At 64.4% G+C, this 14,251-nt stretch carries 13 protein-coding genes and 1 riboswitch; of the genes, 11 read left to right on the forward strand and 2 right to left on the reverse strand.

Going from position 1 to position 14,251, the window contains the following annotated elements; translation table 11 throughout:
* The first annotated feature begins 762 nt into the window (after positions 1-762).
* The 5 genes from IWX65_RS13430 to IWX65_RS13450 all read left to right on the forward strand — a co-directional run bounded on the left by IWX65_RS13430 (position 763) and on the right by IWX65_RS13450 (position 4,839).
* Entirely contained in the window at positions 763-1,461 is a 699-nt protein-coding gene (locus IWX65_RS13430) for a histidine phosphatase family protein (RefSeq protein ID WP_196883583.1), read from the forward strand.
* Between the two features lie 18 nt (positions 1,462-1,479).
* Positions 1,480-2,034: a DUF3090 domain-containing protein gene (locus tag IWX65_RS13435; protein WP_196883584.1), complete on the forward strand. Its 555-nt coding sequence runs from the start codon at positions 1,480-1,482 to the stop codon at positions 2,032-2,034.
* Positions 2,034-2,801 (forward strand): SCO1664 family protein, encoded by a 768-nt coding sequence (locus IWX65_RS13440; protein WP_196883585.1) that lies wholly within the window; start codon positions 2,034-2,036, stop codon positions 2,799-2,801. Before IWX65_RS13435 ends, IWX65_RS13440 begins: the two co-directional genes overlap by 1 nt.
* 381 nt (positions 2,802-3,182) lie before the next feature.
* Complete coding sequence (locus IWX65_RS13445; protein WP_196883586.1) at positions 3,183-3,974, forward strand: ZIP family metal transporter; 792 nt, start codon at positions 3,183-3,185, stop codon at positions 3,972-3,974.
* 325 nt (positions 3,975-4,299) lie between these two features.
* Positions 4,300-4,839, forward strand: a complete 540-nt coding sequence (locus IWX65_RS13450) for a DUF2231 domain-containing protein (RefSeq protein ID WP_196883587.1) — start codon at positions 4,300-4,302, stop codon at positions 4,837-4,839.
* 43 nt (positions 4,840-4,882) lie between these two features.
* On the opposite strand, the gene IWX65_RS13455 is transcribed toward IWX65_RS13450, so the two are convergent.
* The gene (locus IWX65_RS13455; protein ID WP_196883588.1) at positions 4,883-5,170 is read right to left on the reverse strand and encodes a DUF1905 domain-containing protein; all 288 of its coding nucleotides are present in this window, start codon (positions 5,168-5,170) and stop codon (positions 4,883-4,885) included.
* Positions 5,171-5,576: 406 nt separating this feature from the next.
* Entirely contained in the window at positions 5,577-7,802 is a 2,226-nt protein-coding gene (locus tag IWX65_RS13460) for an MMPL family transporter (protein ID WP_196883589.1), read from the reverse strand.
* A 50-nt stretch (positions 7,803-7,852) separates the two neighbouring features.
* On the opposite strand from IWX65_RS13460, the gene IWX65_RS13465 reads away from it, so the two are divergent.
* From IWX65_RS13465 to IWX65_RS13490, 6 genes are all read left to right on the forward strand, one after another.
* Positions 7,853-8,359 (forward strand): MarR family winged helix-turn-helix transcriptional regulator, encoded by a 507-nt coding sequence (locus IWX65_RS13465; RefSeq protein ID WP_334683859.1) that lies wholly within the window; start codon positions 7,853-7,855, stop codon positions 8,357-8,359.
* A gap of 43 nt (positions 8,360-8,402) precedes the next feature.
* Positions 8,403-9,200 carry a methyltransferase domain-containing protein gene (locus tag IWX65_RS13470; RefSeq protein ID WP_196883591.1) on the forward strand — a complete coding sequence of 266 codons (798 nt, stop codon included), beginning with the start codon at positions 8,403-8,405 and terminating at the stop codon, positions 9,198-9,200.
* Between the two features lie 135 nt (positions 9,201-9,335).
* The gene (locus IWX65_RS13475; protein WP_196883593.1) at positions 9,336-9,956 is read left to right on the forward strand and encodes a LysE family transporter; all 621 of its coding nucleotides are present in this window, start codon (positions 9,336-9,338) and stop codon (positions 9,954-9,956) included.
* Positions 9,957-9,964: 8 nt separating this feature from the next.
* Positions 9,965-12,016, forward strand: a complete 2,052-nt coding sequence (locus tag IWX65_RS13480) for a chorismate-binding protein (protein ID WP_196883594.1) — start codon at positions 9,965-9,967, stop codon at positions 12,014-12,016.
* A gap of 55 nt (positions 12,017-12,071) precedes the next feature.
* A complete protein-coding gene (locus IWX65_RS13485; protein ID WP_196883595.1) occupies positions 12,072-12,950 on the forward strand; it encodes an aminodeoxychorismate lyase in 879 nt (292 codons plus the stop codon).
* Positions 12,951-13,038: 88 nt separating this feature from the next.
* A riboswitch (SAM riboswitch) is annotated at positions 13,039-13,156 on the forward strand.
* A 179-nt stretch (positions 13,157-13,335) separates the two neighbouring features.
* Positions 13,336-14,250, forward strand: a complete 915-nt coding sequence (locus tag IWX65_RS13490) for an ABC transporter substrate-binding protein (RefSeq protein ID WP_196883596.1) — start codon at positions 13,336-13,338, stop codon at positions 14,248-14,250.
* Position 14,251 lies beyond the last annotated feature (1 nt).

Genomic DNA, 14,251 nt, shown 5'->3' on the forward strand with positions numbered 1-14,251 from the left:
TCGTCATCGTCATCGCTATTTGTCTCGCTTCTCACCCCGTGCAAGGGAAGGAATTAGTAAGGGTGTCTCACTCCAGCCTGGCGCACAGGGAAGCGGGATGACGATGGGAAGCCATAATGTGGTTCCTCGCTGTAGATAAATCAGTTAGTGCGGATTGCGTCGCAATCGGGCAGGTTCAGAACCACAATCGACTGATCATGGTTCAGATTCCCGTACCCGTTCCATCTTTTGCCCGAACCAGCCAGAAAGATGGAGCGGCGGCTCCGCCGGAGCAGCCCAGGACGGGTTGCTCCTTACTTCGAACACCCTCATAACCGGTGGCTGCGGCCAGGCAGTCATCGCTGCGGGTGAGCCTTTCAACCCGACAACTTGGCCTGCACGACAACGATCAAAGAATGGTTGGACACGATTACCGAGCAAGGAGATGAGGGGCCGATATACAGGCGCGCCCGAAGAGCTGCTCGATTGTAGTAAAGAGAGAGACCTACTCCATCAGTTCATACGCCCTGCCCACGCATTGTGGAACAAGGACCGAATACCGCGAAATTCATACGAATTTACTGGACCCCAAATGGCCGGATCGACCTGTAAGGCCAAACGTACGCCTAGACAGACCGTTCTGGCTACAAAAGATTTCATCTCCGATATCGGGGATGGCATCGACACAAATTAATTGTCATCCGATGTGGGACTAGTCGCGATCCCACCGAACTGGCCGGCAAGGGAGGGCGCCGTCGTCGAGCGGATGGTTAGGCTGGGTGGATGGCGACAGTTATTCTCGTGCGGCATGGCCGCACCACAGCAAATGCCACCGGGCTGCTGGCCGGTCGGACCGTCGGCGTCAGCCTGGACGAAGTCGGGCGCGACCAGGCGGCACTGACCGCGGACCGGCTCGCGGCCGTGCCCGTCGTCGGGGTGGTGTCGAGCCCCCTCGAGCGTTGTCAGCAGACCGCTCAGCTCATCCTCGATCGCCAGGCCGGCAGGCCTCACGCGCCGATGGATCTCGATCTGACCGAGTGCGATTACGGCCAGTGGCAGGGCCGCACACTCAGTGATCTCGCAACCGAGGATTTGTGGTCGGTTGTGCAGTCACAGCCGTCCGCCGTCACCTTTCCCGGCGGCGAATCCATGGCCGCGATGCAGGCCCGGTCGGTAGCAGCAATTCGACGCCACGATGCAGCTTTCGAAGCCGAGCACGGACCAGGGGCTGTGTGGGTGGCGGTGAGCCATGGTGACATCATCAAGTCGGTCCTCGCCGATGCTTTCGGCATGCACCTCGACCTGTTCCAGCGTATCAACGTGGGTCCCGCCTCCGTATCGATCGTGCGCTACGGCACTAGTCGGCCGAGCGTCTACGCAACGAATACCGATGCGGGGGATCTGTCGTGGTTGTCGAACAACATCCACTCCAGCGATGCGCCGGTGGGCGGCGGCGCAGGACAGCAAGCACCGCGCACCTGATGCGCCTAAAATACGTATATGCCCACAATCGTTCACGAGTTTGCCTGGCCCGATCGGGTCGTCGTCGGCACCATTGGCGTTCCGGGGGAGCGCACATTCTACCTGCAGGTGCGCTCCGGGAAACAGATCGTGAGTATCGCCCTGGAGAAGCAGCAGTCAGCTCTGCTCGCCGAGAAGATCGACGAAATTCTCGACCAGCTCATCACCCTTGAGGGCAACCCCTTCAGCGTTCCCACGAGCACTCCCGTCGAACTGGTCGACAATGACCAGCTCGAGGCCGTTGAGGAGCAGTTTCGGACCGGTGCCATGAGCCTTGGTTGGGACCCATCGACCTTGCAGGTCGTCATAGAGGCCTACCCGATCACTGACGTCGATGCTGATGAAAACGACGAATTGTTGAATGAGGATGACACTGACGCGCCCGAGGTGCTGCGGGTGCGGATGCCGGTCGGCACCGCCCGCGCATTCGCCAAGCGCACCCGTGAGGTCGTGGGCGCCGGGCGTCCGATCTGCTCGCGCTGTGGTTACCCTATTGACGCCGACGGACACATCTGCACGCTTCCCGAGGTCTGATGCCAGTGCACGATCTGGTGACCGCCGAGCTGAAGCTCACCGGTCGGATCACGACGGCTTCAAACGCGACGTTCTTGGGCAGCATCGGCGAAGCGGTGGTCGTCTATAAGCCAATAGCAGGTGAAAATCCGCTGTGGGATTTTCCCGACGGCACCCTGGCTCACCGGGAGGTGGCGGCCTACCTGATCTCGCAGGTCTTCGACTGGAACGTGGTGCCGCACACCTGGCTGCGCGATGGTCCAATGGGCGAAGGAATGGTGCAGCTCTGGCAGGAGCAGGACCATGCCCAGAACGCGGTGGACCTGGTTGCGACGGACCACGTGCCGGAAACCGGCTGGAAATCCGTTCTCGAGGGACGAGATGAGAACGGACGGGTGGTCACCCTCGTTCATGAAGACTCGCCAGCACTGAGACGCATGGCCGTGTTCGACGTCGTCGTCAACAACGCCGACCGCAAAGGCGACCACATCCTTTCGATGACGGACGGACACCGGCACGGCGTGGACCATGGGCTCACCCTTCACAGTGACCACAAGCTGCGCACGGTGCTGTGGGGGTGGCTGGGAGACGCTCTGACCGCCGAGGAACTCGACGGCATCGATCGTGTCAGCGAAGGACTGCACGGTGAGCTGGGCCGACACCTGGCGGACTTGCTCACCGCCGAAGAGATCGCTTCGCTCGCCGCGCGCTGCGCCCGGTTGCGCTCGGCAGGGCGGTTTCCGGCTCCGAGTGGTGAGATGTCGGCGGTGCCCTGGCCGCTGTTCTGAGGGGGTTACGGGTACGGGCTTCGCAGGTTGTGTGACGTTGAGGGCATGAATCTCAAGGTATCGACGGAGCTCGTCATTCCTGAGCGCGAGCTCGGCCGGCGCTTCTCCAAGGTGGCAGGCCTGTGCGGGCAACCCTCGGCGGCCCGGATGGTTTTTTCGATACCTGACATTCTGCTCATCCCGGCCCGAAGTCATTGCCCCTATGCTTCGACAACTCGTACTGAACGTCGGCGCTGCCCGTCCATCACCACCGTCCGTATGACATAGGTGGAGACGATCGTGGCCCTGTTCGGTGAACATGGCACACAACTCGGCCAAGGTCTTGAGCCATCGGTTTGCAACTCCCTTCCCGCCCGGCGTCCGCCTTCCTATACTGACGGCATGGCAACGTCATTGCTGTTCGGCGTGATAGCTTCCAGCGCCCTCGTTATCGGTGCTCTCATCGGTTCACGCTTTGAACTGCCCAAGCGCGTGCTGGCGATCCTTCTGGCCTTCGCCGCAGGATCGCTCATCACTGCCTTGACGTTCGAGCTCTTCGAGGACGCCTTCGAGCAAGGCGGTATCTGGCGTGCAGCGATTGGTCTTCTCGCAGGCGCCGTGGTCTTCACGGCACTGAGCGCACTGCTTGACCGCTGGGCTCAACCAAGTTCCCAGCCCACCCCTGCGGACGAGTACGAGGGCAGTCCCAAACTCGACACCGATGCCGCCGCTACTGAGCGCCCCCCCACCAAGGCGTCCACCCGCGGTGCCGCGGGTATGGCCCTGCTGGCCGCGGTCACCCTCGACGGCGTGCCCGAAAACATTGCCCTGGGCGTCGCACTTGGCGGCGGAACGGGCGGACTAGCACTCCTGGCCGCGATCTTTGTTTCCAACCTGCCCGAAGCACTCGTCGGAGCATCCTCGATGCGCAGCCAAGGCAAGTCTCGTGGCACCATACTCGGTCTCTGGGGAGCATGCGCTGCACTACTCGTAATCGCCGTCGTCATTGGCGCCGGACCACTCTCGGGTGCCAACCCGGAAACCATCTCGCTACCATTGGCTTTCGCCGCCGGAGCGGTCATCGCCTCACTAGCTGACACTCTCATGCCCGAAGCCTACGAACACGGCGGACCGGCCGTAGCCCTCAGCACCGCCGCCGGATTCGTGCTCTCCTTCGTCCTATCCCTCATGTGACGCCCCCGCATCAGGACGAAGAAACACCTTCACAGGATCGCATCCGGGGTCCGCTCACTCACGAAAAGGCATGCCCATACGGATCACCCCCACTTGAAGGAAACCCTCAAGGCTCGGAAGCCGCCATTCATGTTCGGGTGCCCACGGTTGTAAGCCGTGCATCAGAAAGTTTTGATCACCGACGATGAGCCAGAGCAAAAGGCGTCCTATGAAGCCCTCGGCTATACCGAGACGAACGAATTTTGTGGAGGAGCCGCCAGAGACTTCATCAGATTCGATTGAGCACTCTATACGGCCGCGCAGCGTCGGCGTACCGTGGCTGAGCGTGAACGAATTGTCACTGCCGCAGCGACTAGCCCGGGGTGTCGGCAAGAGTCCCCTCTCGGAGCAGATGGCTGTCGCACAAGAGGTCGTTTACGGGCCGATTATCGACTGGGCACGGCGCAGCCCATTCCACACCAGCGTCCTTGGCCACTCGGTACACCCGCTACTCACCGATCTGACCCTTGGGTGCTGGATCAGCGCTTCAATCCTCGATCTAGCCGGAGGGTCTCAGGCCCGCCGCGGTGCCATGCTCTTGGTCGGAGCTGGGCTGGCGGCGGCCGTTCCGACCGCTATCGCAGGAGCCGGTGACTGGGCGGAATTGACGGGCGCCGAGCGTCGGATCGGCGCGGTGCACGCACTCGGCACCGATGCCGCCATCTTCCTTTTCCTCGGCTCCCTGATCACGCGGAAGCACGGCCGGTACGCACTGGGGGCGACGCTCGGCCTGGCAGGAAACGCGATCGTGTCAGGAGCGGGCTTTTTGGGTGGGCACCTAGCGCTCAATCGCGGAACCGCCCGCCGGACAGCTGCTAGCACCTGAGGAAGATTCAACCCTATGCATAACGGAGGACACTCCCGCTGGTTCAGGTCAGGCGCTCCGAGATGTGGACTGCAACTTCATCCCCGACATCCTTACCGATCTTCTTCCGCAGCTTGCCGCTGATCGAAAGCATGTGACCACCCATCCCGGTCGGCATGAGGGCAACGGCCAGCAGTTCGCCGTCAACCCTCACGATCACCTTTACCGCCTTGCCCGTGCCAAACAGCTCCTTCGAATCGGGAATTTCGACGCACGACCACACGTCACCCCTGACCTCCACTCCTATCGGGGCGGTGAACCGTAAATCCATCGGACCCAAAATCGTGCTCATCACAATCGCCTTCCTTCTCCAAGCCAGTTACCGATCAGGGTGCCTCACCAGTCACCAGACTGTCTATCAGGCGTGAAGGTCGTCCGGTGGGCGATCGGCCTAACGGTACTTTGACTGGCCTTATCGCAGGATGAACTAAGGTCGGTCGACCTATGGGTCCATAAGCCCGTTGTAAGTTGATCAGAAGCTGGCCATGGATTGCGGTTGACCGAGGAGCAGTACCTCAAGGTACAGAAGGCGGGTGTGCCGTCCGCCCCGGTAATTTCCGAATCCGGTTGGGCATCCTTTCTGCCTGACCTCCGTCCATCCTGACTGATCGCGGGCCGTGAAGTATCGGTTGACGGCACAAGGTGTCGCGTTTGAGCAGGATGGGGTGGTCGGCTGCTGATCCCTGCAGGATCCGCTGCTAGGAAACCGACGACGCCCGGTGCCTCCCCGCCGGTTTCGACGGTTCCGACCTCGCCAGTTTTGACGGCCACCAGATGTTCGGTCCGATGTCGTAGGCAAGCGCCGGAATCAGCAGGGACCGCACCAGGACCGTATCCAACAGCACGCCGAACGCCACGATGAAAGCGATCTGCGCGAGGAACAGGATGGGAATGATGCCGAGCGCCGCGAATGTCGCGGCAAGCACCACGCCCGCTGAGGTAATGACCCCGCCGGTTACGCCCAGCCCTCGGAGAATCCCGGGCCGGGTGCCGATCCGCAATGACTCCTCACGCACCCTCGTCATGAGGAAGATGTTGTAGTCGACCCCGAGCGCCACCAGGAACACGAACCCGAACAGCGGTACCGAGGCGTCCGCGCCTTCGAATCCGACCAGGTTGTTGAACACCAGCGCCGACACCCCCAGCGCTGTCCCATAGGACAGAACCACGCTCAGGATCAACAGCACGGGCGCGACGACGGCACGCAGCAGGAGCATCAGCACCACCAGGATGACGGCCAGCACGATCGGAATGATCTTGCCGAGGTCCGCGAGCGCGGTGTCGTTGGTGTCCACCGCGATAGCGGTAACGCCGCCCACAAGGGCGTCGGGACTGGCGTCGTCGAGGGTGGTCCGGAGGCTGCGCACCACGTTCTCGGCCTGATCCGAATCCGCCTGGTATTCAAGGGTCCCGCTGACGAGGACGCGGCCCTGCTCGACGACGGCGGCTCCGGCCGGATCCGTGGTCAGTGTGGCCTCCGAAATTCCGGGCTCGGCACCGACAATGCTGAGAACCGCCTCCCGGTCCGCTTCCGGAGCGACGACGGCGATAGGGCTGCCGGCGCCGGCGTCGAAGTGCCGTGCAAGCGCGTCCTGGCCGTCCACAGCGTTCGACGGCGCGAGGATCAGGGCCGATTGTGGCACGCCACTGGCCTGCAGCTGGATGAGTCCGAGTGCTCCCGCGGCGAGCACCAGCCCTGACGCGATCCAGAGAACCCTCGGCCGACGCGAGATCAGTACGGCGATCCGCTTCCACACCCCGCGCAACTGCCCCGTTCCCGGAACGGCGGTGACGGCCGCCGCAGCCGGGTCGGGTTCCTCAACGGACGTGGGCCGCACTGGATGAACCGCGGGCTGCAGCGGCCAGAAGGCGGAACGACCGAAGAGCAGGAGCAAGGCGGGGAGGAATGTCAGCGCGGCAGCGAGCGAGAATACGATGCCGATCGCAGCGATGGGGCCGAGGCTCCGGTTGGAGTTGAGGTCTGAGAACAGCAGACAGAGCAGTCCGAGAATCACCGTGGCTCCGGAGGCCACGATGGGCTCCACCGATCCACGGTAGGCCACCCTCATGGCCTCCCATTTCGACTCGTGCTCACCCAAAGCCTCCCGGAAGCGTGCCACCAGCAATAGCGCGTAGTCCGTTGCGGCTCCGATCACCAGGATGGAAAGGATGCCCTGGCTCTGGCCGCTCAGCTGGATCCAGTCCCATGACGCGAAGGCGAAAACCAGCAGGATGGACGTGGCCAGCGCGAAGACCGAGGTCAGGAGAACAAGGAAGGGCAGGACCACCGAACGGTATACGGCCAGGAGAATCAGGAAGACCGGTCCCAGCGCCACTCCCAGCAGGATGCCGTCAATCCCGCCGAAGGCACTGACGAGGTCGGCGGTGAAACCGGCGGGCCCCGTCACGTACCCGATGGCGCCGTCGGGCAGTTCCTCGTTCAGCGCCGAGCGGAGTTCAACGACAACCTCGCCGAGCTCGGCATCCGACGCGATGAAGGCGAGGTACTGGACGGCCCGGAGGTCCTCAGAGGGAATGGGACCGACAACCGCAGGGGCGCCATCGGCTGGAGGCTCAAGGCCCTCGACATTCCCGAGGGCGCGGGCCACCTCTTCATAGGCGGGCAGCTCCTGCGGGGCGATCTCTCCCTCGGATTCAGCGACGATCACCGCCGGAACGGCGTCGGAGTTCCGAAACTGCTCCTGCAGCTCCCCTGCTTCGGTGGATTCCGCGCTTGCCGGCAGGAATGACGCCTGGTCGTTACGGGAGACGGTATCGAGCTTGCCGAAGGTCGGCCCACCGAACCCGGCACCGAGGAGCCAGATCAGGACGACGACGACGGGGAGCAGGACACGCAACCACTTGGCTTTCACGCTACCCACGCCCTCCGGAAAATTACCTCTATGAATGACTATATCTATCATGGAGATACTTGCGGAAGGGCCTAAAGTTGTTCTGAATCGAGGTGCACTCCATGTCCAGTACGAACCGAGCCAGGCTGATCGACCTGATGCGCCAGTTCACCACCGAGACCGAACGGTACATCGAGGCGGCGAGCGCCAAGGACGCGCTGTACCGAACCGACCTCAATGCCCTCGGAATCATGATGGGTGCCGCCCGCGCCGGCGCCACGGTCACGCCGGGCATGCTGCGTGAGGAACTGAACCTGAGTTCCCCCGCCACCACCGCTCTGGTGGATCGGCTCGACACCGCGGGTCATGTCACCCGCACCCGCAGCGCTGTCGACCGGCGTCAGGTGCACCTCGAACTGACCGAGAAAGCGCGCATGACCGGCGGCAAGTTGTTCGCTCCGCTCGCACAACACATCAATACGGCGCTGGATGAGTTCGACGACGCCGAGCTCGCCCTTCTCGAGCGGATGATGCAGCGCATCACCGACGCCACGATCGCCGCCAAAGCGGACGCCGGGGAAGCCGGCTCCGCGACAAGTGCTCCGGAAGAAGATGGCACCGGAATATGACGCGAAAGCGGGAGAAGGCCTTCCGCCGGGGTTAATCTCGATCATGAGCGAAGACGTCTATTCCCACGGCCACCACCCGAGTGTGACGACCATGCACGCGACCCGCACGGTGGAGGACTCAGCCGCGTACCTCGTGCCGCACCTCACCTCCGGGATGGATGTGCTCGATGTCGGTTGCGGTCCGGGCAGCATCACAACCGGCTTCGCGGCCCTTGTAGCACCGGGAACAGTGACCGGCATCGACCGGTCGGCCGACGTCGTGGCACAGGCCTCCGCAGCATACGCCTCCGTCCGGAATGCCGTCTTCACCGAGGGCAACATCTACGACCTCGATTTCCCCGACGAGACGTTCGACGTCGTTCATGCCCACCAGGTGCTCCAGCACCTCACCGATCCCGTGGCGGCACTGCGGGAGATGCGCCGGGTCCTCCGGCCCGGTGGCGTGGTGGCAGTACGCGACGCCGATTTCCACGCGATGACCTGGTTCCCCTCCTCCCCTGCGCTTACCGAGTGGATGGAGCTGTACCAGCGGCTTGCGCGGGGCAACAATGCCGAGCCCGACGGCGGCCGGCATCTCCTTTCCTGGGCCCAGGAGGCCGGCTTCACCGAGACGGAGGTTTCCACGTCGAGTTGGATCTACGCCACAGATGACCGCCGGCGGTTCCACGCGGAATCCTGGGCCGAGCGGGTGCTGCACTCAGGTTTCGCCGAGCAGGCCCTCGAGCGCGGCCTGGCCGAGAGGAAGGACCTGGAACGGCTTGCCGAGGGCTGGCGGACCTGGGGAAGGGCTCCCGACGGACTCTTCCTCATCCCCAGCATCGAGGTGCTGGCGCGGGCCTGAACGACGGCACGACAACCGACGCCGGGATCACGCACTTCGGAATTCGCCTCGGACGGGCTGCCCCTGCGGCACCTGAAGATCCGGATCCGCGTCCAGCCGGGAAACGAACCGCTGCGCACTGCTTACTATGGGAGGGTGAATCCCTCGGTTTGGCTTGCGCTGCTCGGCGCGGGCGCACTCATCAGTTTCAGCCCGGGTGCCGGTGCCGTGAACACCATGAGCAATGCCCTGACCGTAGGATTCCGGCGGTCGATCTGGGGCATCCTCGGCCAGCAGGCCGCCCTCCTGGTGCACATCGGAGTGGCAGCAGCCGGCGTCGGGCTCCTGGTCTCGAATTCGCCGGTGGCATTCAACGTGATCCGATATGCCGGAGCGGCCTACCTCGTGTACCTCGGGGTCCGGAAGTTCCTGCAGAAGCCGTCGTTGGACGAGGAAATCCTTGCGGAGCGGCGTACCGAGGGACCACTGGCGCTGATCCGTCGGGGCATGTGGGTCAACCTCCTGAACCCCAAGGCGATCATCTTCTTCCTTGCGCTGATTCCCCAGTTCATCCGCACGGACCAACCGCTCGCCGAGCAGTACGCGGTACTCGCGGCCACCGTCATCACCATCGACCTGCTGGTGATGTGGTTCTTCTATGCCGCGGCGGCCCGGTCCTTCAGCCGCTTCACGCAGCATTCCCGCGGACAGACGATCATGAACCGGACTTTCGGCTCGTTGTTCGTCGGCGTGGGAACCCTGCTTGCGCTGGCCTGATCCTCGTCATGATCCCTTCCCGGAACGCCCCGCTCATCGTCGCGATCGACGGCCGTTCCGGCGCGGGCAAGACCACCCTCGCCGCTGAACTTGCCGCACTGCTACGCGAACACCACACCGTGAGCACGTTCCACCTCGAAGACATCTATCCGGGGTGGGACGGCCTGCGCGGCGGCATCGACCGATACGTGCGGCAGGTGCTGACGCCGTTGGCTTCGGGAGAGCCTGCATCCTGGCGGGCCTGGGACTGGGACAACGGGCGCGACGGCGAGCTCAGGCATACGCCGCCCGCTGACATCGTGCTCGTCGAGGGTGTCGGAGCCGCCGCCCGCGAGGCACGCGGCCTGCTCGACGCCGTCCTCTGGGTAGAAGCTCCCGGCGCGCTCCGCCGTCGCAGCGCCCTCGCACGCGACGGCGGAAGCTACGAGCCGTTCTGGGACCGGTGGGCCGAACAGGAAACCTCCTGGCTCGATGCCGATTGCCCCGACTCCTCCGCCGACGTCGTCATCCAGGGGCACCAGGGGCAGGCCACCCCGAACCGCGTACGCCTGGCCCTCACCAGCCTGCCCCAGTGCGAACGGCTGATGTCCGTCGAGCGCGCCGCCCGTCGCGGACTGAACGTACGCGTGGAGCGGATCGATGCCGTGCCGGATCCTGGGGCGCTGTTCGCAGCCCTCTACCCGAACTCGAAGGCGGCGGTGTGGCTGGACAGTTCGGATGTCGGCGCAACGCCGGCATCCGAACGCAGCCGTTTCTCCATCCTGGCCGACGACGCCGGACGGTTCGGCCAGCGTGCGCAGCACTCGGACGGCGTCACCGAGGTGAGTGCCGGCGCGGTGACGACGCGCATCCGCGAGCCCTTCTTCCGCTGGCTCGACGGCGCCTGGGGGCGACGCGTGGTCCGACGCCCCGACGGCTACGAGTGCGGTTTCGCGCTCGGTTGGCTCGGTTACCTGGGTTACGAACTGAAGCGCGAAACGGGCGGAGGCTCGCTTTCCTCCTCGCCCCTTCCCGATGCCGCACTGATCTTCGCCGGTCGCGCCGTCGTTCTCGACCACCGGGAGAAGGCGGTGTTCCTCCTCAGCCTGAACGACGGCACGCCCGACCCCGGGTGCGGGGACTGGCACGCGACGGTACGGAAGGCTGTTCTCGACACCGGGCGGCAGATCCCCGAATCGACCGAACCGGCCTTCGCCGAACCACCGGTCTTCCAGGCGAGGGATTCCCGCGCCGGGTACCTCGACAAAATCCGACAGGCACAGGAACAGATCACCGACGGCAACACCTACGAGGTGTGCCTCACCACCTCCCTCGTGTCAGCCGTGGAGCGCCCGGTCGACCCGCTCGCCGCCTACCTGCGCCTGCGCCGTGCAAGCCCGGCGCCGTTCGGGCATCTCATCTGCTGGCCCGACTTCGCCGTCGCGAGTACCTCGCCCGAGCGTTTCCTGAGGATCGACTCCGACGGCGGCCTCCGGGCCGAACCCATCAAGGGCACCAGGGGCCGATCGCTCGATCCGGAGACCGATGCAGGGCTTCGCCGGGACCTCGCAGCCTCGCTCAAGGACCGCGCGGAGAACATCATGATCGTCGACCTGCTCCGCAACGACCTCTCGCACCACGCCGTTCCGGGGTCGGTCACCGTGAGCCGCCTCTGCGACATCGAAACCTATGCCACCGTGCACCAGCTGGTCAGCACCATCGAGGCAGAACTGAAACCCGGAACCTCCCGCGCCGAGGTGATCGCCTCGGCTTTTCCCGCGGGGTCCATGACGGGTGCACCCAAGATCAGTACCATGGCCATCCTCGAACATCTCGAGGGCCGGGCCCGTGGCGTCTATTCGGGCGCGGCCGGCTACCTTTCCCTGACCGGCGCCGCTGACCTCGCCGTCGTCATCCGCACCCTGGTGATCGAACACACCGACGACGGCGCACGCCTCAGCCTCGGCGTCGGCGGCGCCATCACCGCTGATTCGGTGCCTTCCGAAGAATGGGAGGAAGTGCGGACGAAAGCCCTCGGAGTGCTCTCGGGCCTCGGTGCAGTGTTCCCCGACAATCCCTGATGTCTTCTGATGTTTCTTGGGCAGCTTCGTTGACCGCGTTGGATAAGCTGGGCCCATGACTGTTCTGGTGTTCCTCGACGCAGCGCATGGTGACGGCCGCATAGTCGATCCGTCGAAGCCGCAGCTCATGGCCAACGACCTCGGTGCCACGCGTGGTGACGGCATCTTCGAGTCGCTGCTGGCCGTGGACGGCGTGCCCCGCAAGGAGCGGGCCCACCTCGAACGGCTGGCGTCCTCGGCTGCCGCCCTCGACCTCGCCATTCCGGTGGCTGATGCCTGGAGCCGCGCCATCCGCACCGCCCTCGACGAATTCACCGCGACCCAACCAGCGCAGTCCGAAGCAGTGGTCAAGCTCGTCGCGACCCGCGGCGCGGAAGGCGCAGCCGAACCCACCGCCTGGGTCCAGGTGTCACCCGTACCGGCTGGCATCCGGCAGCAGCAGCAAGCAGGCGTGGAGGTTCTGCTCCTCGAACGGGGCTACGACAGCACGGTTGCGCAGCGCGCGCCGTGGCTCCTGATGGGCGCCAAGACGCTTTCCTATGCCGTCAACATGGCCGCGGTCCGCTACGCGAAATCCCGCGGCGCCGACGACGTCATCTTCACATCGTCGGACGGAAAGGTCCTCGAGGGCCCGACGTCCACCGTCCTCCTCGCGCGTCGTCAGGGCACGTCCAAGACCCTGCTGACACCGCAGCTCGAAAGCGGCATCCTTCCCGGGACCTCCCAGGGAGCACTGTTCAAGGCTGCGCACGGGAGCGGCTGGGATCTGGGCTACGGGCCGCTGGAACCGCATCACCTGCTCGAGGCGGACGCGGTGTGGCTGATTTCGAGCGTGCGGCTGCTGACGCCGGTCACCGCCATCGATGGCACGCCCATTGCCACGTCGGAGGAACTGACCCGCGAGCTGTCGGAGCTCGTGGACCGGTTCATATAGCACACAGTCCATCTTCCAAGAAGCTTCCTTACGCAGTGTTGCCCGTGCATTTTGTCCTGCGCCGCGCCATCGTATAACGTTGTTACACAATCAAGAGTTCCAGCCACAGGCCCTGGCCGGCTGGACAGCAACCCTCTCCCGTAGTGGGGTGCTCCAGGTGAAGATTCGGCCGCCGGGCCAAGTCCCCCGGTAGGCAAGTACGGCGGAATGCCGGTCAGCCCGAAAGGCAATGGCCGTCCAACGCCCGCACAGCCTGGAGCAGCGAGCGTGTCACCCGAGTAGACAGCAGAGCCGAGCATCGTCCGCCGTCATCCGGCACCCCCTGAAACATCCCGTCCCTGATTCCGCACGCCCGCAACCCGGGCCGCGTCCATCGAAGGAAGCCATGAACCTGTCCCGAAAAATCCTTGCAGCCCTCACCGTCCCCCTGCTCGCCCTGACCGTCTCGTGCGGCTCGAACAGCAGTGAGCCGGCGGAAACCACCGATGCCCTGGCCGGCAGCGACCAGCAGTCGCTCGACCAGTACACCACCGAGGAAACCACACCGCTGGACCAGATCGACACCTCGAAGCTGGGGCTGGTCACCGAGGGCACGCTCCGCGTGGGCACCCTTTCCGATGCGCCTCCCAACATCTTCATCGAGAACGGTGTCTTCACCGGCTACGACAACGAACTGCTTCGCGCCATCGGCGACGAGCTCGGCCTCGAGGTCGAGTTCGCCTCGACCGATTTCTCCGCCCTTCTGGCCCAGGTGCAGAACAAGCAGTTCGACGTCGGCTCCTCCTCGATCTCCACCACCGCGGCACGGCGCGAAGGCGTCGGCTTCACCAACGGCTACGACTTCGGCTACATGGCTGTCGTTGCCAAGAGCGACTCCGAGATCACGGGCTTCGACTCGCTGTCGGAGAGTACCCGCATCGGTGTCGTCCAGGGCACGGTCCAGGACGACTACGTGACGAACACCCTGGGCCTGGAGCCCGTCCGCTTCGCCGACTACAACACCGTCTACGCGAACGTCACAAACGGCCAGGTCGATGCCTGGGTGGCCCCCTCCCAGCAGGCCACGGGCCAGGTCAAGGAGGGTGACGGCACCACCATCGCCGAGACCATCATCAACACGGAGAACTTCACTGCCTATGCAGTCAACAGCGAGAATCAGCCGCTGATCGATGCCCTGAATTCCGGCCTCGACGCCGTGATCGAGGACGGCACCTGGGCCGAGCTCACCCAGGAATGGTACCCGGAACGCGAAATGCCGACCGACTGGAAGCCCGGCAGCAAAGCCGTAGAAGTCAAGTAGG

This window comes from Arthrobacter sp. CAN_A214, assembly GCF_015751955.1.
In the GTDB taxonomy this organism is placed as follows: Bacteria; Actinomycetota; Actinomycetes; order Actinomycetales; family Micrococcaceae; genus Arthrobacter_D.